This window comes from Kribbella sp. NPDC048928, assembly GCF_043197975.1.
Taxonomy (GTDB): Bacteria; Actinomycetota; Actinomycetes; order Propionibacteriales; family Kribbellaceae; genus Kribbella.
The window spans coordinates 392958-415614 of sequence record NZ_JBICUC010000004.1; the positions used below are offsets into that span (position 1 = coordinate 392958).

General features: G+C 68.7%; 26 protein-coding genes and 2 tRNA genes. 9 read left to right on the top strand and 19 right to left on the bottom strand.

Features of this window, described 5'->3' with window-relative positions; genetic code table 11:
• Positions 1–5: 5 nt before the first annotated feature.
• Entirely contained in the window at positions 6–506 is a 501-nt protein-coding gene (locus tag ACGFI6_RS19810; RefSeq protein WP_393120444.1) for a hypothetical protein, read from the bottom strand.
• A 259-nt stretch (positions 507–765) separates the two neighbouring features.
• Here ACGFI6_RS19810 and ACGFI6_RS19815 point away from each other — a divergent pair, with 259 nt between their 5' ends.
• Genes ACGFI6_RS19815 through ACGFI6_RS19825 form a run of 3 tightly spaced genes read left to right on the top strand, consistent with a single transcriptional unit; the run spans position 766 to position 3396 of the window.
• On the top strand, positions 766–2097 hold the full coding sequence (locus ACGFI6_RS19815; RefSeq protein ID WP_393120446.1) for a hypothetical protein: 1332 nt from the start codon (positions 766–768) through the stop codon (positions 2095–2097).
• A gap of 13 nt (positions 2098–2110) precedes the next feature.
• Positions 2111–2761, top strand: a complete 651-nt coding sequence (locus ACGFI6_RS19820; RefSeq protein WP_393120447.1) for a 2'-5' RNA ligase family protein — start codon at positions 2111–2113, stop codon at positions 2759–2761.
• Entirely contained in the window at positions 2758–3396 is a 639-nt protein-coding gene (locus ACGFI6_RS19825; protein WP_393120448.1) for a hypothetical protein, read from the top strand. Before ACGFI6_RS19820 ends, ACGFI6_RS19825 begins: the two co-directional genes overlap by 4 nt.
• A 19-nt stretch (positions 3397–3415) precedes the next feature.
• Here the strand turns inward: ACGFI6_RS19825 and ACGFI6_RS19830 are convergent, their stop codons facing one another.
• From ACGFI6_RS19830 to ACGFI6_RS19870, 9 genes are all read right to left on the bottom strand, one after another.
• Positions 3416–5626, bottom strand: coding sequence for an FAD-dependent oxidoreductase (locus tag ACGFI6_RS19830; protein ID WP_393120450.1), 2211 nt, complete (start codon positions 5624–5626; stop codon positions 3416–3418).
• A gap of 11 nt (positions 5627–5637) precedes the next feature.
• Entirely contained in the window at positions 5638–6513 is an 876-nt protein-coding gene (locus ACGFI6_RS19835; RefSeq protein WP_393120451.1) for a MurR/RpiR family transcriptional regulator, read from the bottom strand.
• 1 nt (position 6514) lies between these two features.
• Entirely contained in the window at positions 6515–7330 is an 816-nt protein-coding gene (locus ACGFI6_RS19840) for a carbohydrate ABC transporter permease (protein WP_393120453.1), read from the bottom strand.
• A complete protein-coding gene (locus ACGFI6_RS19845) occupies positions 7323–8252 on the bottom strand; it encodes a carbohydrate ABC transporter permease (RefSeq protein ID WP_393120455.1) in 930 nt (309 codons plus the stop codon). Before ACGFI6_RS19845 ends, ACGFI6_RS19840 begins: the two co-directional genes overlap by 8 nt.
• Positions 8252–9424, bottom strand: coding sequence for an ABC transporter substrate-binding protein (locus tag ACGFI6_RS19850; RefSeq protein ID WP_393120457.1), 1173 nt, complete (start codon positions 9422–9424; stop codon positions 8252–8254). Before ACGFI6_RS19850 ends, ACGFI6_RS19845 begins: the two co-directional genes overlap by 1 nt.
• A 381-nt stretch (positions 9425–9805) precedes the next feature.
• On the bottom strand, positions 9806–10360 hold the full coding sequence (locus ACGFI6_RS19855; RefSeq protein ID WP_393121269.1) for a hypothetical protein: 555 nt from the start codon (positions 10358–10360) through the stop codon (positions 9806–9808).
• A gap of 13 nt (positions 10361–10373) precedes the next feature.
• Positions 10374–11399, bottom strand: a complete 1026-nt coding sequence (locus tag ACGFI6_RS19860) for a UDP-N-acetylmuramate dehydrogenase (protein ID WP_393120459.1) — start codon at positions 11397–11399, stop codon at positions 10374–10376.
• Complete coding sequence (locus ACGFI6_RS19865; RefSeq protein ID WP_393120461.1) at positions 11396–11797, bottom strand: MaoC family dehydratase; 402 nt, start codon at positions 11795–11797, stop codon at positions 11396–11398. The genes ACGFI6_RS19860 and ACGFI6_RS19865 overlap by 4 nt, the downstream gene beginning before the upstream one ends.
• Positions 11794–12216 carry a MaoC family dehydratase N-terminal domain-containing protein gene (locus tag ACGFI6_RS19870; protein ID WP_393120463.1) on the bottom strand — a complete coding sequence of 141 codons (423 nt, stop codon included), beginning with the start codon at positions 12214–12216 and terminating at the stop codon, positions 11794–11796. Before ACGFI6_RS19870 ends, ACGFI6_RS19865 begins: the two co-directional genes overlap by 4 nt.
• Before the next feature lie 70 nt (positions 12217–12286).
• On the opposite strand from ACGFI6_RS19870, the gene ACGFI6_RS19875 reads away from it, so the two are divergent.
• The gene (locus ACGFI6_RS19875; RefSeq protein ID WP_393120465.1) at positions 12287–13033 is read left to right on the top strand and encodes a hypothetical protein; all 747 of its coding nucleotides are present in this window, start codon (positions 12287–12289) and stop codon (positions 13031–13033) included.
• Positions 13034–13116: 83 nt separating this feature from the next.
• On the opposite strand, the gene rpmG is transcribed toward ACGFI6_RS19875, so the two are convergent.
• The 4 genes from rpmG to ACGFI6_RS19895 form a co-directional block, all read right to left on the bottom strand.
• Positions 13117–13284: a 50S ribosomal protein L33 gene (gene rpmG / locus ACGFI6_RS19880; RefSeq protein WP_167205752.1), complete on the bottom strand. Its 168-nt coding sequence runs from the start codon at positions 13282–13284 to the stop codon at positions 13117–13119.
• Positions 13285–13347: 63 nt separating this feature from the next.
• Positions 13348–13421, bottom strand: a tRNA-Met gene (locus ACGFI6_RS19885).
• Positions 13422–13466: 45 nt separating this feature from the next.
• Positions 13467–13539, bottom strand: a tRNA-Thr gene (locus ACGFI6_RS19890).
• 112 nt (positions 13540–13651) lie between these two features.
• Positions 13652–14668 (bottom strand): NAD-dependent epimerase/dehydratase family protein, encoded by a 1017-nt coding sequence (locus ACGFI6_RS19895; protein ID WP_393120468.1) that lies wholly within the window; start codon positions 14666–14668, stop codon positions 13652–13654.
• A 122-nt stretch (positions 14669–14790) separates the two neighbouring features.
• Here ACGFI6_RS19895 and ACGFI6_RS19900 point away from each other — a divergent pair, with 122 nt between their 5' ends.
• From ACGFI6_RS19900 to ACGFI6_RS19910, 3 genes are all read left to right on the top strand, one after another.
• Positions 14791–15423: a DUF899 family protein gene (locus tag ACGFI6_RS19900; protein ID WP_393120470.1), complete on the top strand. Its 633-nt coding sequence runs from the start codon at positions 14791–14793 to the stop codon at positions 15421–15423.
• 266 nt (positions 15424–15689) lie between these two features.
• Positions 15690–16625 (top strand): M23 family metallopeptidase, encoded by a 936-nt coding sequence (locus tag ACGFI6_RS19905; protein WP_393120472.1) that lies wholly within the window; start codon positions 15690–15692, stop codon positions 16623–16625.
• Between the two features lie 185 nt (positions 16626–16810).
• Positions 16811–16996, top strand: coding sequence for a hypothetical protein (locus ACGFI6_RS19910; RefSeq protein ID WP_393120474.1), 186 nt, complete (start codon positions 16811–16813; stop codon positions 16994–16996).
• Here ACGFI6_RS19910 and ACGFI6_RS19915 read toward each other — a convergent pair.
• The 3 genes from ACGFI6_RS19915 to ACGFI6_RS19925 are packed head-to-tail and all read right to left on the bottom strand — an operon-like array spanning position 16993 to position 19292.
• Complete coding sequence (locus tag ACGFI6_RS19915; protein WP_393120476.1) at positions 16993–17502, bottom strand: GNAT family N-acetyltransferase; 510 nt, start codon at positions 17500–17502, stop codon at positions 16993–16995. The two genes, ACGFI6_RS19910 and ACGFI6_RS19915, sit on opposite strands and share 4 nt — an antisense overlap.
• A gap of 42 nt (positions 17503–17544) precedes the next feature.
• Complete coding sequence (locus ACGFI6_RS19920) at positions 17545–18633, bottom strand: sensor histidine kinase (RefSeq protein ID WP_393120478.1); 1089 nt, start codon at positions 18631–18633, stop codon at positions 17545–17547.
• Positions 18630–19292: a response regulator transcription factor gene (locus ACGFI6_RS19925; RefSeq protein WP_393120480.1), complete on the bottom strand. Its 663-nt coding sequence runs from the start codon at positions 19290–19292 to the stop codon at positions 18630–18632. The genes ACGFI6_RS19920 and ACGFI6_RS19925 overlap by 4 nt, the downstream gene beginning before the upstream one ends.
• 88 nt (positions 19293–19380) lie before the next feature.
• Here ACGFI6_RS19925 and ACGFI6_RS19930 point away from each other — a divergent pair, with 88 nt between their 5' ends.
• A complete protein-coding gene (locus ACGFI6_RS19930; RefSeq protein ID WP_393120482.1) occupies positions 19381–20007 on the top strand; it encodes a M15 family metallopeptidase in 627 nt (208 codons plus the stop codon).
• Here ACGFI6_RS19930 and ACGFI6_RS19935 read toward each other — a convergent pair.
• A complete protein-coding gene (locus tag ACGFI6_RS19935) occupies positions 20004–20525 on the bottom strand; it encodes an arsinothricin resistance N-acetyltransferase ArsN1 family B (RefSeq protein ID WP_393120483.1) in 522 nt (173 codons plus the stop codon). The two genes, ACGFI6_RS19930 and ACGFI6_RS19935, sit on opposite strands and share 4 nt — an antisense overlap.
• Before the next feature lie 39 nt (positions 20526–20564).
• Between ACGFI6_RS19935 and ACGFI6_RS19940 the strand changes: the two genes are divergently transcribed.
• Positions 20565–21128: a helix-turn-helix domain-containing protein gene (locus tag ACGFI6_RS19940; RefSeq protein WP_393120485.1), complete on the top strand. Its 564-nt coding sequence runs from the start codon at positions 20565–20567 to the stop codon at positions 21126–21128.
• Here the strand turns inward: ACGFI6_RS19940 and ACGFI6_RS19945 are convergent.
• Positions 21095–22609 (bottom strand): FAD-dependent monooxygenase, encoded by a 1515-nt coding sequence (locus ACGFI6_RS19945; RefSeq protein WP_393120486.1) that lies wholly within the window; start codon positions 22607–22609, stop codon positions 21095–21097. The genes ACGFI6_RS19940 and ACGFI6_RS19945 overlap by 34 nt on opposite strands.
• Positions 22610–22657 lie beyond the last annotated feature (48 nt).

Genomic DNA, 22657 nt, shown 5'->3' on the forward strand with positions numbered 1-22657 from the left:
GCAGGTCAGCGGCCTCCGCGCTTCCACCAAGGCTTGGGCCGCTTGGCCACCGCGGTCAGCCAGTCCTCGGGGATCGCCCAACCACGCGAACTCACCGCATCGAAGTACTCGACCTTCAAGGAGTCCGGCAGCCAGTACGTAGCCCGGTGCCGCCCGGACGCCTCGAAGTAGGTCGTGCGCTGCCGACTGCTCCACACCGTCGCCTGGTTCGAGCTGTACGCGAGCCGGACGTAGTCCCAGCGCGCCTGCTCGTCGTCCATGTCGTACCCGCGCTCGACCACGCGGCCCTTGGGTTGCTCCTGCGCGAGCTCGTCGATCAGCCGCTGGACGACGGCGCGGTCGTCGGTGAGCTCCGTGGGCAACTGCAGGCCGACCGGATCGAGCACCACCGCACCGAGCCGCGGCCGCGCGACGTCGAGGAACACCTCGAGCAGCGCGAGCCCCTCCTCCACTCGGCCGAACCGATCCAGCTCGGCGCGCAGCGTCGTCACGGCTTCCTCGGGCACGCGACCACCTTAGCTAGGGCGTGTCTCCTAGTCCCACGCCCTAGGCAGGGGCTGCCCCTGTCTGCCCCGGGATGCCCCGGCTGATCACGCTCAGCAAGCACTCCTGGGCGCGACCGAACCGGCCGCATACCGATGCGCGGAGGCCGGGAACCCCTTTTTCGCCAGGGATTCGGGGCAGATCGGGGCAGCTTGGGGCAGATCGTCCACAGGGCCCGATTTGGCCGTCGCGGAGGGTGTTCGGCGCCTTACAGTTACCGCCATGTCAGGGCCGAACGACTTGCTCCGCGAAGCGCGGGAGAGCACACCATCACGGCGCGCGCCGGGCGAACACATGTCCCGGGGTGAGCTCGCCGACTCGATCTGCGCCTGGCTCTGGGACACGACCGAGATCAAGTACGAGCTCGACGGCCACTACATCGCCAAGCTGGAACGCGGCGCGGTCCGCTGGCCCGGCGCCGCGTACCGCTCCGGTCTCCGGCACGTGCTCGGCGTTGCCGCGGACAACGAACTCGGATTCTTCCCGCCGGCCGGTGTCGCGCCGGGCGAGCCGGAGCCGATCCCCCCGTCCTCGATGGCCGGCCACGACGACGACCTGGTGAACGCGGGTGACGAGTCGATCGCGCTGCTGTCGTTCGCGGAGGAGTCCAACGTCGGCGAGCTCACGGTGGAGCAACTGCACGCGGACATCGAGCGGATCGCACTGTCGTACCTGCGCACACCCCTGCGGCCGATGTTCGCCAAGAGCCGCGCGATCCGGGACCGCGCGTTCACGCTGCTGGCCGGCAACCAGTCGCCGCGGCAGTCCCGCGACCTGTACGCGGCGGCCGGCTGGGCGATCACGCTGCTCGCCTGGATGTCCGTCGACCTCGGCCGCCCGGACATCGCCGAAGGCCACACCCGTACGGCCTGGGCGTGTGCCGAGGCCGCGGATCACGACGTCCTGCGGGGCTGGATCCGCGCCACGCAGCACACCGCCGCGTTCTGGCAGGAGGACTTCAACCGTGCGGCGGCGTACGCGGAGGACGGCCTGCGCTACAACGCCGGCACCGCCCGGCTCTTCCTCGCCAGTGCGGCCTCGGTCGACCTGGCCCGCGCCGGCCGCACCGACAAGGCCCGTGAGCTTCTCGACGTCGCCCGGACGCTGACCGTCCGCCCGGCCGAGTCCGAACCCGGCGGCGTTCTCCTCTGTACGCAAGAACGCGCGGAGGGGCTGTGGGCGGACACCCAGCTGGCGTTCGGCGATGCGCACCGTACGGCAGAGCATGCCGATCGCAGCGTCGCGTTGTTCGAGTCCGTCCCGTTCGCGCTCCGGAACGCCGGCTCCGAGCGGATGGCCCGGCTGCAGCAGGCGAAAGCGCGGTTGCTCCTCGGCCAGCTCGACGGTGCGATCGAGGCCGTCGAGCCGGTGCTCGACCTGCAGCCGGAGTACCGCGTCCGTCCGCTCGTCCAGCGACTCGCGGAGGTCGCCGCCCTGACCGCGCCGTACGTGCGGAGCCCGAAGGGCCGGCTGTTGCGGGACCGCATTGCCGAGTTCACCCAGCGGCCGGGGCTACCGACCCGCCCCGCGGCACCGAGCCGACGTGGCGCGTGAGAAAGGAGCAGGCATGATCCGCGAGGTCCGCGACCACTGGTACTGGCGCCCCAATTGGCGCCCGGGTCGGTCGTTCTACGCCTGGCACGTCATCTTCCCGAACGATGCCGTGCTGACCGACGTGCACACGGCGTACCAGCGCCTGGTCGGCTCGCTGCCCGGGATCTCGCCGGTCCCGGTGCAGTGGCTGCATCTGACGTTGCAAGGTATCGGCTTCGTCGACAAGGTCCCGCAGGCGGATCTCGATCCGATCATCGAGGCTGCGCAGCGCCGGCTCGAACACTTCCGGCCGTTCGAGATCAAGCTCGGGCCGGCGGTCGTCGACGTCGAGAGCCTGCAGCTGCCGGTGTCTCCGGTCGACCGGATGCGGCGCCTCCGAGCCCAGCTGCGCGCCGCGGTCACGGACGTGTGGGGCCGCGACTCGGTCCCTGAGCTGCCAGAGCTCGACCCGCACGTCTCCCTCGGCTACTGGAACCAGATCGCCCCGGCCGAGCCACTCCGCCAGCGGGTCAACGCCTTGAGCGGCGGCGTCGCCATCACCGAGGTCACGCAGGTCAGCCTGATCAACCTGAGCCGCGACCACAACCAGTACGAGTGGACGAAGTACGCCGACCTCCGGCTCGGTGCACTGCCGCCACCCGGCGACCTGGGAGCGCCCCTGTGAGCACGGCGAACCCATTGTCCGGTGACGCGGCAGCGCTGATCATCCGCGCCCTCCTGGACTTCCGCAGCCTCTGGACGACGCACGACCTGGTGTCGACCAGCGGCGTCCCCGCGCCGACCTGCCGTCGCGTGGTCGCCCTCCTGGAACGCGAGGCGCTCGTGGAACGTCAGGCGCCCGGCGTGATCGCGGTACCCAACTGGCTGCGCCTCCTACGCCGCTGGACCGAAGACACCCACACCCCGCGGGCCACACACTGGCGCAGCAGGCATCGCTCCCAGCACGTGCTGGACCGCGTCGCCACCACACAGGTCCGCCACGCTGTCACCGGCGTCCAGGCCGCACGCCACTGGACCCAGGACGTACCAGCCGGCCCGACCGTGATCTACACGCCCGACGTCCACCGAGCAGCCGCCGACTGGGACCTCGCACCAGCCACGAGCAGGTCCGTAGTCCTGGTCGAGTTCCGAGCAGACCTGGTCTACACCCGCACCCGCAAGACCCGCAGCGGTCTCCGCCTCGCAGCGCCGTCACAGGTCCTCTCGGACCTCCTGACGAGCGGTGCGGCCAAGTCCACCGCCGGCGCAGACTCCCTGACCCACTGGATGCTCGAGCACGAGCTCGACTGGCGGTACTAGTGCCCTCCGACGCAGGGCACTAGTACGCCCGCAGCGAGACCACGTGCGCCCTGGACGCTCCGTTCGTACGACGAGCAATCAACCGGAGGTGTGTGATCTGCGCAGCCGCCTCCAGGTAGTGGTGCTGGGTGCGGTGATGGTTGCCGGTGACCTGCGCAATCGGCTGCCACGGGCCGTCGCCGTTGCGCACCTCGAGGTCGTAATCCGCCAGTAGCGTCGGCAGACAGTCGAACGGGGTGCGGTGGTGGTGGAGGTTGATCAGGTCCTCCTGCACGTCGTCGTCCAGTACAACGACGACTTCGGACAGCTCGACCGCCGACGGCCAGGCCAGCTCCAGCCACGGGTTGGGATCCCAGGCCAGGTCCTCGGACGACCACAGGTTCGGGCCGCCGTACGGACGTGCGTAGCCGCCGATGACCTGGCTTGGTGCGTACGCCGACGTGTCGCCGAGGCGGATGCACAGGCCGGCGCGCGGCAGGATGTGCTTCCAGGCGCGGAACTGTTCTGTCCACTGCTCGTCCGGCGCCGGATCGCGATGCGCGAAGTGCACCGTACCGGGCAGAGCCGTCGCCGCGGTGTGAACTGCGATGTCCGGCGTCGCCCGCAGCACGACGAAAACGTTTGACGGATCGGACGGCTGCCACGCGATCGGGACGTGCACCCAGCGTTTCTCGCCGGCCGGCACGTCGATGGTGCAGGAATCGATGACCTGTGCGGGCAGGTAGTTCTGCGGCTTGACCGGATCGTGGAGCTCGACGGTCAGTGCACCGCCGCTCGAGTCGACGAGCAGTTCGAAGCCGTCCAGCGCCGGGTCCACCGGGAGCACCATTCCGATGTCGGTGGTCAGCGGCAGGGTCCCGGACGAGACCTCGAGAGCGGGCCGCGTCATCGTGGAGGACGCGGTGGCGGTCGCTGTCAGCGCGAGGTTGGCCGGGTCGTCGTCGACGACGCCGAGGACCGAGGAATCGGCACGGGTCAACGCGTTCCGCATCAGTCCGAAGTTGTCCTGGGCCAGCTCACGCGGCGTCAGCCCGTTGCGCAGGGCAACAGCTGCGCCGATTCCGGCCGCTTCGCCGAGCAGAGCGCAGGTCGCCATCACCCGTGTGGTCCCGAACGCGACGTGGCTCGCGCTGATGTTCCGCCCGGCCAGCCACAGGTTCCGTACGTTCCGCGAGTACAAGGATCGCAGCGGAATGTGGTAGTTCCCGTCCGGATGCCAGTGCTTCGACCCACGCTCGGACGCGTACACGCCCCCGGGCGGGTGCAGGTCGATCGACCAGCCGCCGAACGCCACCCGGTCGTCGAACTCGGTCTGCTCGAGGACGTCCTGCTGGGTCAGCACGTGATCACCGAGGAAACGCCGGTACTCACGTTTTCCGGGCACCGACCCGATCCACTCCAGCGTCAGGTTGTCCGCGTCGAACCGGCCGCTGTTCTTGATGTAGTCCCAGATCCCGTAGACCACCGCCTGCAGCTCGTCGCGGATCGCCTCGTTGTCGTCGACGACGTTCAGCTCGCCGCCCCACTCGATCCACCAGAACGCACACCCGTTCAGGTCCGTCCGGATCACCCGGCGTTCCGGAATCGCGGTTTCCGTGACGTTCCGCGCGAACGCCGGCGGCACGAACCGGACCGGCTCCCCCGCATCCTTGCTGTAGAAGAGGATCGTGCTGCCGAGCGTGTTCGAGTCCGGTACGTCGGGCGCCCACGACTCGTCGTACTGCGATCGCGGCTCCCGCCCGGTCCGGAACTCGGCGCCGGCCAGCATCCCGACGAACCCGTCGCCCGAGCAGTCGACGAAGACCGGACTGACGAACCGGATCTCCTTCTCCGATCCCATCTGCCACCCGGTCACCGACCGGATCTCGCCGTCCGCCGCCTCGACGGTCCGTACGTCGGTGTTCAGGTACAACGTGATCCGGGGCTCGGCACGGACCGCCTCGAGCAGCACGAGATCCCAGTAGTACGGGTTTCCGAGCGGATTGCGGAACTGGTTCTCGACGAACAGCTCACCCATGATGCCGGTCTCGCGCGCGAAGCTCTGGACGCCGTGCGCGGTCGCACCGCACACCCACACCCGTACCTCGCTGGACGAGTTACCGCCGAGCACCGGCCGGTTCTGCACCAGCGCCACGGTGCTGCCCTGCCGCGCGGCGCCGATCGCCGCACAGATCCCGGCGAGCCCACCACCGACGACGGTCAGATCGGACTGGACCTCGAGCTGCTGCATGCACGAACCTTTCAGAGATCTCGCTGGACGACGGGCTGCCCGGGCCCGTTCGGATGATGGGCGGTCAGGTGATCGGGCACCCGCTGCGCGACCAGCACGAACAACAACCCGGCGGTCAGGACGTCGCTGGCACGGCCCGCGAAGAACTCGGTCCAGTTCGCACCGTTCGGCGTACCGGTGTCGAGCGTGACGTCGGCGACCCGGCTGATCGGAGCGTCCGGCATGCCGGTGATCGCGACCGTCAGCGCTCCCTCCGCACGCGACCGGGTGATGTAGTCGAGCGTGGTCGGATCGATCCCGGACCGGGTCACGGTGAGCGCGACGTCGCCCGCGCCGAGCAGGCCGGCGGCGATCTGCGACGACTGCGGACCGTCGAAGAACCACACCGGGATCCCGATCCGCAGCAACCGGATGTACAGCTCGCGGGCCGGGATCGCGTCGCCCCACTCGCCGTAGATGTGCGTCCGCCGGGCGCCGGCGATCGCGTCCGCGATCCGCGTCGCGGCGGCCAGGTCGATCGCGGACAACGCGTTCCGCAAGGCGTTCGCCTGTGTCGAGGCGAGCACGTTCAGCACCTGCTCGGGCGGATCGGCCGGCCCGATCGCCGACCCGATGTCACTCGCCCAGCCGGCCTCGCGGCCGCGGCCGACCTCCATCGCCAGCGCGGCCCGCAGCGCCGGGTAGCCGGCGTACCCGAGATGGGTCGACAGCCGGGTCACGGTCGCGGCCGAGGTCTGCGCGGTCTCGGCCAGCTTGGTGATCGACCCGCGCGCGACCTCGTCCGGGTTCTCCAGAATGTGTTCGGCGACGCGTTGCATCGCGCCGTTCAACTCGGGCAGGGCACGCTTGACCTGCTGCAAAGGGCTCGGACTGTCTGCTCGTTCCATCTCACTTGATCCCGGTGTGTGTCATGGCGGCGATGAAGCGGCGCTGGAGGACGACGAACACGATCAGCACCGGCACGATCGAGATGACCGATGCAGCCATTGTCAGGCCCGGGGCGATCTGCCCCTGCTCGTCGACGAAGTTCGTCAGGCTGAGCGGCAGCGTGTACCGGTCCGGGTTGCTGATCAGCACCAGCGGCGTCTCGTAGTCGTTCCAGGACCAGACGAACGCGAGGATGCCGAGCGCGCTCATCACCGGCGTTGCCAACGGCAAGTAGATCCGGGTGAACACCCGCCACTCGTTCGCGCCGTCCATCCGGGCTGCTTCGGCGAACTCGGACGGCTGGCTGACGAAGAACTGCCGCATCAGGAAAGTACCGAGCACGGTGAACATTCCGGGCAGTACGAGCGCCCACAAGGTGTCGTACAACCCGAGCTTCTGGAAGTAGATGAACCGCGGCACGAGCAGCAACTGCGCCGGGATGATCGCCGTCGCCAGGTACAGCAGGAACAGCTTGTCCCGCCCCCGGAACGACATCCGCGCGAACGCGTAGCCGGCCATCGTCGCGGTGATCAGCTCCCCCGCGACCCGCAGGACGGCGACGAACACCGACCGGCCGAACGCGGGCAGTACCGAGGTCGCGCCGGTCAGCACCGTAGTGAAGTTGTCCCATTGGAACGGGTGCGGGATCCACTGCATCGGGATCTTGTACGCGTCGACGTCGGGCTTCAGCGCGGTCGAGATCATCCACGCGAACGGCGCCAGGAACGCCAACGCCAGGATCCAGAGCGGGATCCCCCACAACCATTTCTTACTCATTGAGAGCCCTTCCTCGCTGCGCTCGCCACGTCACCAGCGTCAGGACGAGTACGCCGACGAACGTCACCAGCCCGATCGCCGACGCGTAGCCGAACCGGTAGAACTGGAAGCCGGTCTGGTACATGTAGTACGAGATCGTGGTGGTCGCGTCGCCCGGACCGCCCGCGGTGATCAGCGCGATCAGGCCGAAGCCCTGCGAGGCCCCGATGATCAGCGTGACCAGCAGAAAGATCGTTGTCGGCAGCAACGACGGCCAGGTGATCACGCGGAACTTCGCCCACGCGGAGGCCCCGTCGATGTCGGCCGCCTCGTACAGCTGCGCCGGCGCGTCCTGCAGCGCGGACAGGTAGATCAGCGAGCAGTAACCGGCGCCGCCCCAGACTGCCATCACGATCAGCGCCGGCAGCGCCCAGTGCGAGGACGCGAACCAGGCCGGCTGGATCCCGAAGGCGTCGAGGACCTGGTTGACCAGGCCGGCCTTCGGGTTCATCAGCATCAGCCAGGTCATGCCGATCGCGACCACGTTGACGATGTACGGCAGGAAGAAGATCGCCCGGAGGACGGCGCGCCCCGGCAACGGGCGGTTCAGCGCGATCGCGAGACCGACTCCGAGTACGAGGGTGAGCGGGACCGACACGACGACGTACACCAGCGTCAGGCCGATCGCGTGCCAGAACCCCGGGTCCCGCGCGATCGCGACGAAGTTGTCGAGGCCGTTGAAGGTGATGCCGCCGAGGCCGGACACCAGGTTCCAGTCGGTGAACGCGAGCACCACCACGCTGATCAGCGGGATCAAGGTGAACGCGATCACGCCGAGCAGGTTCGGGGCGATGAACAGGAAACCGATCCACCCGGACGGACGGATACCGGGCTGCTTCTCGGTGCGGACCGCGGGGGCGGCCGCGACGGTCGCGGTGGCCATCAGGGCCTCCTCTGGTTGCGGGCGATCGCGGCGTCGGCGAGCCGCCGTACCTCACGGATGGCGACGCCCGGGTCCTTCTCGCCGAGCCAGCACAGGTCGCGCTGCTGCTTGACCGCGAGGGTGATTTCCGGGAAGCCGGTCAGCCGGGTATCGGTCGCGAGCTTGGGCTCCGACTCCAGGACGACCCGGCGGAACGAGTCGAGGTCGAAGTACTTTTCCGGTTCTTTTCCGAGCATTCCGGAAACGATCTGCTCATCGGTGACGTTGCCGAGCGCGGGCATCTTGCCGCCCTTGAGCATCGGCGACGCACCCTCGGTCAGCCAGAACTTCACGAATGCCCAGGCCGCCTCGAGCTTCGGCGACTTCGGGTTCACCATGATGAAGTTGCTGTACGAGCCGCCGTTCCAGTCCTGGCCGTCCACGGTCGGCGACGGCGCGAACGCGACCTTGAAGTCGTGCGGGTACTTCTTCGCGTCGTACAGGTACCGCAGGTTGAACGGCGCCGTGGACCAGAGGTGGAACTCCTCGGCGAGGAACGAGTTCTGCTGGTACGCGTCCAGATGCCGCGACAGCACCTCGGTCCACGGGAACGCCGTACCGTCGGCGATCATCTCGCGGCCGATCCGGAAACCCTGCTCGAAGTGCGGGTCGCCGAAGTTCGAACGGTTTCCGTCGTACCAGTAGTTCGGCCCGAGGGCGATCCGGGCGACGTCCGGGACGGCGTACGTGCCGATCGTCTTTCCGGACGTCAGTTTCCGGGCGGTCGCGCGAAACTCCTCGATCGTCCACGAGTCCGGGAGGTCGACGCCGGCCTGCTGCCGGAGCTTCTCGTTGAACAGTACGAAGAACGGCTCCCGCGCGGTCGCGAGCGCCTTCACCTTGCCGTTCTCGATGTACGACCGCGGTTGCTCGGTGTCGAGGAACACCTGGAGCTCGGGGTCCGCCTGCACCCGGTCGGTCAGGTCCGCGGCCAGCCCGGACCCGGCCCGCAGCGCCATCGCACCCTGCGAGTAGGTGAAGTACACGTCGATGTCGACGCCACCCTGGAGGGCGGTGTCGAGCTTGAGGTTGCCGCGGTCGTCGTTCACGAACCGCGTGTAATTGACCTTGTACTGCGGGAACTTCTGCTCGAACGCCTTCACCACATCGGCCGGCCCCGACGCCGCCGGCACTCCGCCCCACACCTGCAGAGCCCCGGACCGCCCACCGTCGTCCCCGGAACACCCAGGCACCACAGCAGCCGCCAGCCCCGCTCCAACCCCGGCCAAGACCTCCCGCCGAGAAAATCTTTTGCGCCTCACACTCCACCTCCCACCAGATCCCGCAAAAGATTAGCGACCACACCAAGGCATGGGAACCCCCAACCGCAAATCTTTTTCAGAGGCTCTAACGACAGGAGGTAGCGCCCTCGCGAGCCCTGACCAGCGACCACCGGCAGCCTGACGAGGCCACCCGACCGGGACTACCTCCTGTCGTTAGCGCGAGGCCAGCGCACTCCGAACGGTCTCCACCACCCAGGCCGGATCTCCCAGCACCCTCAATGCCCGCCTCGATCAGCAGGCTCCGCAACATCGACTCGAGAAAGCTCTCCGAGCACGTATCGCCTCGCAGGCAACACGAACCGCGTTCGGGCGGCCTGGGCCGCGAAGGGCGTCGGCGCCTGCCTCCAACTCGTCCTTCGTCAGGCCCCAGGTCGAGAGCGCAGCATCCGCCACCGCGAGCGCCTCACCGAACGGAAGCACGCGCGAACAGTCAAGCACCGTGCGCAGCGGAGACGTCAGGCGAGCAGCACGTTCCGCCGCCGAAACCGGGGCCCAGTGCAGCTCCGCAGGACGCCCCGGCCGAGGTCGGCGCTGGGCCGGCACCGTGACATGGGGTTTCTCCGGCCGCACCAGGACGGGCAGTCCCCACGCGACCGCGGCGCTGGTGTAGGAAAGGACGCCGTCGTAAGCAATCGCGGCCAGCCGGTCCGGCCCGAGCACAGGTAGCCCGTACACGCCACGGGCAAGCCTCTCCACTGCACCTCGCTGCACAGCCGAATTCAGAGCGCCGGGCGTGACCAGAGAACGCAGCTCGGCAGCTGTGGCACAGCCGCCGAGCCGGGCCAGGACTTCGGCGGCATTAGAGGGTGCAGTTCACCAGGACTGGTTCGTTGACCAGGGTGATGTTGAAGGAGTGCTGGACCTGGGTGCGGACGTGGGTGGCCAGGGTGAGGAGTTCTTTGGCGGTGGCCTGGCCTCGGTTGGTGAGGGCCAGGGTGTGCTTGCTGGAGACGGCGGCGTTGCCGATGCTGAAGCCCTTCGAGACGCCGGCGTGCTCGATCAGCCAAGCGGCGCTGGTCTTCACTCGGCCGTCCGATTGCGGCCACTGCGGCGCGCCGGCAGGAACCTCAGCGGGCGTGTCCAGCATCGGGTTGGTGAAGAACGACCCTGCGCTCCACGTGTCGTGGTCGGCCGGATCCAGCACCATGCCCTTGCTGCGGCGCAGGCCGAGAACAGCCTCCCGTACCTCGGTCATCGGCGCCCGCGACCCCGGCTCGAGGTCGAGTACCCGGGCCAGCTCTGCGTACCCGACCGGCGCCGACAGATCGCCCAGCGTCAGCTGGAGCGTGACCTCGAGGACGACGTAGCGCGCCGGATCCGCCTTGAACCGGGAGTTCCGGTACGAGAAACCGCACTCGGCCGCGAAGATCGTCTCGACCTTGCCGGCCACCCGGTCCCAGACCCGCACCGACGCGATCGTCTCCGCGACCTCGTGCCCGTACGCCCCGACGTTCTGCACCGGGGTCGACCCGGCCAGCCCCGGGATCCCGGACATCGACTCGAGCCCGCTCCACTCCTCGGCGATCGCGCGCTGGACGAAACCGTCCCAGTCCTCACCGGCCGCGACCCGCACCATCGCCCCGGAACACAGGTCCGCGTCGACCCGTACCCCGGTGGTCGCGATCTTCACGACGGTCCCGCGGAACCCGTCGTCGCCGATCACCACATTGCTCCCGCCGGACAGCAGCAGCACCGGCTCCCCGGCGGCGTCGGCGTCCCGCACCGCACCGATCAGCTCGTCCTCGGTGCGGGCCTCGACGAACTTGTCGGCCGGCCCGCCGATCCGCAGCGTGGTGTAGTCGGCCAGCGAAACGTGGGTGCTCATCGGACCCGCACAACCGCTCTGGCCCTGCCGAGGACCTTCTCCTCGCCGGCGACCGCGGTGATGTCGATCTCGGCCAGCCCGTCCGTGACCTTGTCCACCTTCGCCGAGAACGTCACGCTCGCGCCCTTGTCGTCATCCGGTACGACGACCGGCTTCGTGAACCGGACCCCGTACTCGACCAGGTCGGCCGGGTCGTCGATCCAGTCCGTGACGACCCGCACCGCGGACGCCATCGTGAGCATCCCGTGCGCGATCACGCCGGGCAGACCGAGCGCCGCGGCCATCCGGTCGTTCCAGTGGATCGGGTTGAAGTCGCCGCTCGCCCCCGCGTACCGGACGAGGTCGTCCCGCTTCAGCGTGACAGTCAGCGGCGGAAGCTCCGTACCGATCTCGATCATGCGTCCGCCCGGTTGTGCGAGAGCGTGGAGGTCGACGTAGCGATCGGCTCGCCGTCGACGGTGGTCAGGGCGGTCTCGTACATGATCACCTCGACGGCACCAGCCTTGCGCACGGTGGTGATGGTGGCGGTCGCGGCGATCTCGTCGCCGGCCTTGATCGGGCGGGTGTAGCTGAACTTCTGCGCGCCGTGCACGATCCGGTCCAGCCGGAGGCCGAGCTCCTCGTCGCCGAGCAGTTCCTCGAGCGCGCGGCTGCCGATCACGAACGCGAACGTCGGCGGCGCGACCGCGTCGGCACCCCGGTACGCCGGGTTGCTGTCACCGATCGCGTCGGCGAACTCGCGGATCTTCTCCCGGCCGACCTGGTAGGACTCGGCGGCCGCGTAGCTCCGGCCGACCATCGTGGCGTCGATCGTCATATCCGCCAACCTTACTGGCACACTATGACCCGGGTTTCCGCCGCCTACGATTCCGGACGGAAGGTTGATCGTGACGGCAGTGGCGGCGCTGGCTGACTATGCGCCTCGGTACCGGGTCCAGATCGGCGAGCCGGAGGGCTCCGAGTGGCTGCCCGTGGACCACCTCCTGGAGCCGGGCAGTCCGGAGCTCACCGAGTTACTCAAGCGCGACGACGAGGCGAGTTGTCACCGTACCGCGCACGCGAACGCGCTCAGCATGCTGTCGTTCTACGCCGGCCGCGCACCGGCGACCGCGCTGCTGCTGTGGGCGCTGGAGGGGCGTGTCCTCGACATCCGCCCGCAGAACCTCTGGGTCCGGCCGCATGAGGGGCACGGGATCGCGGCGGTCGCGGTACGGTCGGCCGATTTCCTGCCTGGTGGGCTCGAGACGCTGTACGACGTCGTACTGCGGCAACATCTGCTCCCGCTGGCCGAGGAACTGCATCGACGTACGCGGGCCGGGGTTCGGCAGGTGTACGGCGGGGTGGCGGCGGGCTGTGCGATGGGGTTCTGTGCCGCGACGCGCGAGGAGGTGACGGTGGAGCCGGCGTACCTGCTGGAACGGTGGCGGACGTTCGTCGCGAACGCGCCTGGCGGTTTGGCGCGGCTGGGCGAGGTGGAGGTCGCGGACGGGAAGCTCGTGTACCTGCGCAACACCTGCTGCCTCTACTACACGAGCGAGACCGGCAAAGGCACCCTCTGCGGCTCCTGCTGCCTCACCCCACGTGACGAACGCCTCACCGCCTACAACACCGGCCGCCCCATCCTCACCGTCTGAACAACACAAAGCCGCCCGGGAATCCTCCCAACACAGCACAAAGCCGCTCCGGAAAACCGGAGCGGCTTGTGGGAAGAACTGGGTCAGCGGGTTTCGCGGTGCTCCGTGTGGTCGTTGCACCGGTGGCAGTACTTCTTCAGCTCAAGACGATCCGGGTCGTTGCGCCGGTTCTTCTTGGTGATGTAGTTCCGCTCCTTGCACACCGTGCACGCCAGCGTGATCTTCGGACGGATATCGGTCGACTTGGCCACTGCTACCTCTTCATGTCATGAGTACGCAACTTGGGTGATCGCACTCTCGAAGTACTGATTCGGTAGCGGGGGCGGGAGTCGAACCCGCGACACCACGATTATGAGCCGTGTGCTCTAACCACCTGAGCTACCCCGCCGGGTGAGATGAACGATCCCACCCGAAGGTGGGATGCCGCTCTCCGAGCCCCTTTACGGAATCGAACCGTAGACCTTCTCCTTACCATGGAGACGCTCTGCCGACTGAGCTAAAGGGGCGGGCCGAGGAGAGAGATTACACGGTCCGCCGCCTCGATGTGAAATCGAGCCGGACACACCCTGCAGACCCCTCAGTCCGTCCCGGAAAGCATACCGGTTCCCCGGAGTGCTCCTAACCAGTTTTCACCCCGAGCAGCTCGTCATCGGCGGAGAAATCGTCCGACCCGTCGGCCGGCGGGTTCGCGAGGTGCCAGCGCACCGCGGTCCGCAACGTCGCCGCCGGATCGGCCGGCGCCCATCCGAGTACGTCACGAGCCTTCGACGAGTCCACCAGCAGGTGCTGGGTGAGCGCGCCGGTGAGCGCCAGATCCTCCGGCAGCAGATCGTCCCGGACCCGCACCAACTCGGTGTCCTCGGCGCCCGCAGCCGCCAGGATCTGCTCCGCGAACAGCCGGTACGGGGCGGTCGACGGCTCGGTGATGTTGAACGCACCGGGGAAGTCGCCATCGAGCGCCTTCGACACCGCGGCCGCGACGTCGCCGACGTACACCCGGCTGAAGAGGAACTGCCCAGAGCCGACCGGGATCCGCCGCCGCCCGGCCCGCACCCGGCGCAGGACGAACTCGAACCTCTTCTGGTAGTCGTGCTCGCCGTACACCGCCCCGAGGCGCAGCACGGTCGCACCGCGCGGCAGGTACCGCTCCTCCATCTCGAGGTTCTCGTACTGCGGCCCGTCGACGAACCGGCGCTCGCGCAGCGGCGACTCCTCGGTCAGCGGCAGCGAGTCCGTCGTACGGTCCGAGTGGACGCCGTCGTACGCACGGTAGGCGTCCACGCTGGAGAGGGCGATCAGCTTCACCGACGGACCGACCGCGCCGAGGGCGGCGTCCGCGGCGGCCGCGTTCATGCCGGAGATGTCGACCAGCGCCCCGGGATCGAACGGTGTCAGCGCCGCGGCCAGGGCCGCACCGTCGTGCCGGTCGAGGTGCGCATGCTCGACCGCCGCCGAGCCGCCCTGACCGGGCTGACCGGGCTGACCGGGCTGACCGGGCTGACCGGGCTGACCGGGCTGACCGTCCGGCTCGTGGTCGCCGCGGTGCACCACGAGAAGCGTGTGACCTTCCGCCGTAAGCCGCTCGACCACGGCGCGCCCGATGAACCTCGTACCGCCCAAAATCGCGATTCTCATGAGCCAACGTGTATCAACCCGGACGCCCTGGCACCGGCTCGATCTGCGATCGGCAGAAACCGATGTCGAAATCCCGGGGACGGCTTCGTCATCAGGGCAAGACCTACGAAAGGAACCAGATCATGTCCGAGACAGCGATGCCCCCGGTCGCGTCGGCCGCCGAATGGGAGCAGGCCCGGGCCGAACTGCTCGCCGCCGAGAAGGAAGCCACCCGCGCCGAGGACCGACTCGCGGCCCGGCGCCGGCGGCTGCCGATGGTGCGCTTCGACGAGTACACGTTCGCCGCGCCGGACGGCCCGGTCACGCTCCGGGAGCTCTTCGGCGACCAGCGGCAGCTCGCGCTCTACCAGTTCATGAACGCCGGGCCGGATGCCTTCTGCCCCGGCTGCACGTACTTCACCAAGAACGTCGCCAACCTCGCCGGCCTGGCCCGGAACGGCATTTCCTGGGCCACCGTGTCGGACATGCCGCTCGACCAGATGTCCGGGTACTGGAAGGAGATGGGCTGGGGGCACATCCCGTTCGCGTCCTCGGCCGGTACAACGTTTTCCGCGGACTGCGGCGCGGGCGGCGGGTTCCTGCTGAACGTCTTCCTCCGCGACGGCGACGCCGTCTACCGCACCTACTCCACCGGTCAACGCGGCGTCGACCGCCTGCTGTTCAGCACCACCGTCAGCGACCTCGCCCCGTACGGCCGCCAGGAAGACTGGGAGGACTCCCCCCAAGGCTGGCCCCAAGAGCCGACGTACGGCTAGGCCCAGCATCGGGAGGGCTTATACCGCTCCGGGGGGCCTGTTCAGCGCCAAAGTTCGGGTGATCCGCGTCACGCGGGCAGCGACTTTCTTGCCGGACCGGTTCCCGCGTGAGCATCCACCGGGCGGCAGGGAACCCTCACTGAGGGTGTTCGATTTCGTTCAACTTTTGGCAATCCGTGTTTGGGGCGGCCGTGATCTCGTCGTTATGGTCGTTGAGCTGCCGTTCCCCCTCAGCGGCAGGTTCCCCTCCCCCGGAAGGCTTTCTCGTGCCCACTCACCAAGACGCGCCGTCAGCAGATCGGCAGGCGTCCAGCCGCCCGACTGCTCCGCGCCAGGTGGCAAAGCACCGCTCCGGCCGTCGCGGTTCCGCTCGTCGTACGCAGCTGATCGGCCTCACGGCCGCTTTGGCTGCCGCGGCCGGGACCGTCGGTCTCAGCTCGTCTGCGAACAGCACCGCCGCCCCGTCGTCCGGCAGCACCGGCCTGAGCCCCTCACAGGCCGGCGCTCTGACGGCGGCGCGGATCGACCGCCGCGACCTCGGCTCCCGGGACGCGTCCCGGATCGACCTGTCGCTCGAGGCGACGCAGAAGGCTGCCGCCGCGACCGCCGCACGGCAGCGCGCCGCGAAGCTGGCCGCGAACGCCACACTCACCCAGCGCCGCGCCCTGGCACTGGCCGCGGCGAAGGCAGCTGCGGCGAAGAAGGCCGCCGACAGCGCGAAGGCGCTCGCCTCGGCGAAGGCGGAGGCCAAGGCCAAGGCGGCGGCGATCGCCAAGGCGGCCGCTGCGGCGAAGGCGGCGGCGCCGAAGATCGTGCTGCCGACCACCGGCTACCACCTGACCGCCCGCTTCGACCAGGCCGGCGGCCGCTGGGCGCACAACCACACCGGCCTCGACTTCGCGGCCCCGATGGGGACGCCGGTTCGCTCGGTGATGGCCGGCGAGGTCATCCAGGCCAGCTGGGCCGGCGCGTACGGTCGACAGGTGAAGGTCCGGCACGCCGACGGCACCGTGACGTCGTACGGTCACATGTCCGAGTTCGACGTCTCGGTCGGTGACTCGGTCGAGGCCGGCTCGATGGTCGGCCGGATCGGCATGACCGGCAACACCACCGGCCCGCACGTCCACTTCGAGGTCCTCCCCGGCGGCGGCTCCCCCGTCGACCCGGAACCCTGGCTCCGCGAGCACGGCCTCAACCCGTAACCGCTACGGTTTCCCCACACATACTTCGAACTTGGGGAACTCTTGAAGCTCCGCACCATCGCGCCGGCCGCCGTCCTCGTGGCGGCCGGCCTGTTCACCACCCAGCCGGCAGCGCGACCGGCCTGAACGGCGTCAAGGTCGCCGACCTGGGATCCGCGACCTCGGTCTCGAAGTGCTCGACGGCGGTGGCGCTCACGGGTGGCCGCAAGGGCAGTCGTACGGCACTGCTCACGACCGTCTCGTACTGGCGTCCCAACAGCGTTGGCCAGGTGACGTACAACTACTACCCGAACCGGACCCGGCGCCACCGCGTGTACGTGGTGGGCACAAGCAGCGTGTGGAACGCCTTCTCGGCGATGATCAGCCGCTAAAGAGTTTTGGCCATGTCGAGGGCGTCGACCGGGGCGCCCTCGATCAGGAACTCGGCGGGGTGTACACCTTCGACGATGTAGCCGTGGCGCTCGTACAGGTGGCGGGCGGCCTGGTTGACGCCGTGCACGTGCAGGCTGACCTTCCGGGCGCCGCGCCGCCGGGCCTCCTCCGTGGTGGCCTCCATCAGCGCGTTCGCAACCCCGAGCCGGCGCGCGTCCGGTGCGACCGCGAGCCCGTTGATCGTCAGTACGCCGGAACCCTCCGGAAACGGGTACTTGTCCTGGAGCCGGAGGTAGCCGACCACCACCCCGTCGTACTCCGCGACCAGATGCGCCTCCGGCCCGCTCCGGGCGAAGAACGTGTCCGGCAGGCTCTCCTGGTACGACGGGAACCCGGACGACGCGTCCCATGCGACGCGGTCGATCGCCAGCAGCGCCGCGTCGTCCTCCTCGGCGGCACGTCGTACGGTCACCTGATGGTCAACTGATCGACGCTCGTCACTCACCGCACCATCCTCGCCCGCGCACCGGGCCAACTCGCTGCCAGGTCAGCTGTCAAGGATCGGACCGGGAAGGAAGACGGTGGCCGTCAGCCCGCCGTCCGGGTTCGGCGACAGCTCCAGGCGGCCGTGATGGACCTCGACGATCCGGTCCACGAGTGCGAGCCCGAGGCCGTGCCCGGCGCCGTACCGGCGTTTCGCGAACGGTTCGACGAACGTCCGGACCTGCTCCGCGGCCAGCAGTTCGCCGTCGTTGCGAACCACCAGCCGGCCGGGGAAAACGTGTGCGGAAACCGTTCCACCGCCGTGCCGGATCGCGTTCTGGACCAGGTTCGTCACGAGCTGGTGCAGCAGGACGTCGTTACCCTCGACGACCGATTCGGACTGCTCCACGGACAACGTCACCCCGGCGTCCATCGCCTCCGCGGTCAGCGCCGGCCAGGCGGCCCGGACGACCGCGGACAGATCGACCGGGTCGGTCTCCACCTCACGGTTGTTGAGCGCGGTCAGGCTCAGCAACGCCTCGACGATGTCGATACCGCGCTGATTCGTTTCCGCGAGCCGTTTCACGAGTTGCGGAACGTTCTGATGCTCCGGATCAGCCTGTGCCACCTCGAGCATCGTCTTCATTACCGCATGCGGCGTGCGCAGCTCGTGTGACGCGTTCGAGGCGAACCGCCGATACTGCTCGAACGAGCGCTGCAACCGCTCGAGCATCTCGTCGAAGGTGTCCGACAGGTCGGTGAACTCGTCCCGGATCCCGGTCAGTCCGACCCTGTGATCCAGTGATCCACCCGATGCCCGGCGCGCCGCGGCGGTGATCTCCTGCAGCGGCCTCAGCATCCGCCCGGCGAGGATCCAGCCGCCTGCCAGCCCGACGATCGCGAGGAACGTCAGCGACAACGCGGACAGCTTCACCACCAGGTCGAGGATCTCGCCACGCGACGGCGGCGGACCGGCGCTCAGGTCCCGCGGGTTGGCGGCAGTCAGCGGGTAGTTCGGAACGATCCGGAAAACCAGCCAGATGATGGCGGAAACGACGATTCCGGAGACGACCAGCAGGCCGGCGTAGCTCAGTGTCAGCCGGAGGCGAACCGTCAGTCGCGGCCGCCAGGTCATCAACCGCTCGTCGCTCATGCTTCCCCGACCCGATAGCCGACGCCCGGGACGGTGTGGATCACCCACGGGTCGCCGAGCCGCTTGCGGAGTACGGAAATCGTGATCCGGACCGCGTTGCTGAACGGGTCCGCATTCTCGTCCCAGGCCTTCTCCAGCAAGGTTTCGGCGCTGACCACACCGCCACGCGCGGTGATCAGCACCTCGAGCACGGCGAACTGTTTCCGGGTGAGTTTCACGTACCGCCCGAAGCGGTGCACCTCGCGCCGGAACGGGTCCAGGCGCACCCCGGCGTACTCGATGACCGTCGGCACCGCGACCACCGGACGCCTGAGGAGAGCGCGTAGCCGGACCACGAGCTCGCGCAGCTCGAACGGTTTCGTCAGGTAGTCGTCGGCACCGAGCTCGAACCCGGTCAGCTTCGCGTCGAGGTCGCCGGCCGCGGTCAGCATCAGCACGCGGCATCCGATGCCCTGCGCAACGATCTGCCGGCAGACCTCGTCACCGCTGATCCCGGGCAGGTCCCGGTCGAGGACCACGACGTCGTAGTCGTTCACGGCCAGCGACTCCAGCGCCGTGACGCCGTCGAAGGCCAGGTCGGCCGCGATCGCCTCCAGCCGCAGCCCGGCCTGGATCGCCTCCGCGAGATAGACCTCGTCCTCGACGACCAGCACCCGCATACCGTCCATTGAACCAGGTCCGGGGTATCGAAAATGTATAGGAAACTGCAGACGTTCCGGCAACATCGCCTCGGATGAACTGTCTCCCATGCTGACCGATCAGACCCGTAAGCGCGACCGCCGGCTGTCCGTTCTCGCCGGGTTCGCGATCGTTGCCGCAGTCATCAGTCTCACCTTCGCCGCGTGTACAACGGTTTCCGCGCAGAACGACCCGCCGTCGGCAGACGCCAAGTCCTCGGGTGCGACCCACTCGAAGAACTCGGGCGCGAGTCGCAGCGGTCCGCCCGGCGCGGAGGACGGCGTACTGCCGGACCACACATCGGCGTACGACACCAGCCTGCCCGGCGTCGCGAAGCTCGATCCCGCGCTCCGCAAGGCCGTCCAGCAGGCCGAGACCGCGATGAAGGCGGATGGAATACGTATGCAGGTCACCACCGGCTGGCGCAGCAAGAAGTACCAGGAAGAGCTGCTGGAGAAGGCGATCCGCCAGTACGGCAGCAAGAAGAAGGCCCTCGAGTACGTCGCCGACCCGGACGAGTCGCACCACGTCACCGGCCACGCCGTCGACATCGGCCCGACCGACGCCGACGACTGGCTGAACCGCAAAGGCAACCGCTACGGCCTCTGCCAGACCCTCTCCAACGAGATCTGGCACTTCGAACTGGTCACCAAGCCCGGCGACGACTGCCCACCGATGACGGACCCCACCCGCTAGTGCGGCTCTTCGGGCGGGTCGGGGAGTTGGGACAGTGGGCGTTGGGACCAGGCGACGTCGTGCCAGGTGTCGTGCTTCCAGCCGATGTTGCGGTAAATACCGATGGGCTCGAAGCCGAGCGATTTGTGCAGGGCCTCGCTGGCGGGGTTGGGGAGCGTGACGCCGGCGACGGCGGTGCGGTAGCCGCGGGCGGTGAGGCGGGCGAAGAGAGCGTCGTACAGGGTGCGGCCGGCGCCCTTGCGGTGGTGGGTGGGGGCGACGTAGACGCTGACCTCGCAGGACCAGCGGTACGCAGGGCGGGGCTTCATCGGCCCGCCGTACGCATAACCGACGACCTGGCCGTCGTCCTCGAGGACCAGCCAGGCATGCCGGGACTGGAACTTCGCGATCCGCTCGGCCATCTCCGCGACGGTCGGCGGCTCCAGTTCGAACGTGATCGCGGTGCCCGTGACGTAGGGCGCGTAGATCCGCGCGCAGGCCTCGGCATCCGCGGCCGAGGCGTCTCTAACCTGAACCATGACACGATAGTAGCCATATGTGCCGCTATAGTGGCAAGCGTGATCGACGATCTGTCTCGCTCCCTGGCCACCACCGTGCAACAGGCCCGCGTCGCGCAGGACCTGTCCGTGAACGCCCTCGCCGAACGGTCGGGCGTCTCGCGCGCGATGATCGGGAAGATCGAACGCGGCGAGGCGCAGCCCACCGCCGTGCTGCTGGGGAAACTGTCCGGCGCCCTCGGCATGACCCTGTCCGAGCTGGTCGCCCGCGCGGAGAACACCGGCGAGTTGCTCCGCCGGGCGAACGACCAACCGGTCTGGACGGATCCGGTCACCGGGTACCACCGCCGTGCGGTGTCCCCGGTGACCGACGGGCCACTGGAACTGGTCGAGGTCGAACTGCTGCCGGGCGCCTCGGTGTCGTACCCGGCCGACGCCTACATCTTCAAGTACCAGCAGCTCTGGATCCTGGGTGGGCACCTCCGATTCCACGAAGGCTCGCAGGTTCACGATCTGCACACCGGCGACTGCCTGCAACTGGGCCCACCGACGGCGACCACCTTCCACAATCCCGGTACGGCGGTGTGCCGCTACCTGGTCGCGCTGGTCAAGGGACGCGGCTGAAACCACTGCTCGAGTGCATCCTGCAGCCCGTCCCGCTCGGCTTCACCGTCCTGATCCGCGGCCCAGGCGACATACCCGTCCGGGCGGATGAGCAGCGCGATCGGCTCGGCACCCTTACCGGTGATCACTTCGACCTGGTCCGGAACACGTGTTCCGGAGAACGCACCGGACGGCGTGAGGTCGATGAGCAACGGGCGGCCCGACCGGGTCAGCTCGGCCAGCCGCACCGAGTCCACCGTCAGATCGGGCGCCCACCGGCCGACCAGCGGATGCGCGCCGGCGGCGTACCGGATGTCCGCGCCGGACATCAGATCCGCGATCCGCTGCACGTTGCCGGCATCGGCCAGAAACTCGCCGAACAGTTTCCGCAACGCCGTCACGTCGTTGCCCGGAGCAATCAAGGCGGACTGCGCCTGGGTCTGCATCACGACGCGTTCGCCGACCGGGCGACGCTCGGACTCGTAGGTGTCGAGCAACCCCGGCGGCGCCCAGCCCTGGACCTCGGCCGCCAGCTTCCAGCCGAGGTTCACCGCGTCCTGCAGCCCGAGGTTCAGCCCCGGGCCGCCGATCGCGGAATGGACGTGTGCGGCATCGCCCACCAGCAACACCCGCCCGGACCGGAAACTCGACGCGACCCGGCTGTTTCCGCCGGTGACCCGCCGCAGTGCCCGGTCCGCCTCGTCCGTCGGCACCACCAGCGGCAGGTGGACACCGAGCACGCGGTCGACACTGTCCTGCAGTTCCTCGAAGGACATCTGACCGTCCGGTGGTGTGTCCCACTCCCCCGTACTGATCCCTGGCAGCCGGTCCTGCCACGGCGCCCAGACGAAGAGCCCGCGCTCGGTCCGCTGGTGCATGAACGGCGGCACGGGACCGTATCCCGGAATGTGCAGCACGCCGTCGACGACGTACTCGGGCGGCACCGTCGCACTGCCGCTCCGGGACACCATCAAGTCATTGGTGACGCCGATGAAATCGATCCCCGCGAGTTTCCGTGTCAGGCTGCGGCCACCGTCGGCGCCAACCAGATGGCCGGTCCGCAACTCGTAGTCGCCGTCCGGCCCGGTCAGCGAGAGCGTGACACCGTCCGCGTCCTGGGTGAAGCCGACGAGTTCGTGGCCGCGGCGGATCTCCGCACCGAGCTCCAGCGCGCGCTCCTGGAGCACCTCCTCGATCCGCACCTGCGGCACCGACAACCGGTACACCGGGTTGTCCTCGAGAACGTACAGCGGCAGGGGCATCGCGCCGAAGACGAACCCCGGCATCGGCTGCGGCACCTTCGGCGTACCGCCCATCCGTTCGTAGAGTCCGCGCCGGTCGAGCATCCGGACGACCTGGCCGACCAGGCCGTTCGCCCGCGGAATCGTGCTGCGTTCCGGCAGTTTCTCGAGCACGATCGGCTGGACTCCGGCCAGCCGTAGTTCGGCGGCCAGCATCAGACCGTTCGGTCCGGCCCCGGCAATGACGACATCTGCGTCCATGACAACCCCTCCAATTGGGCATGACTGAGCACCCCGGCGACCGGCCAG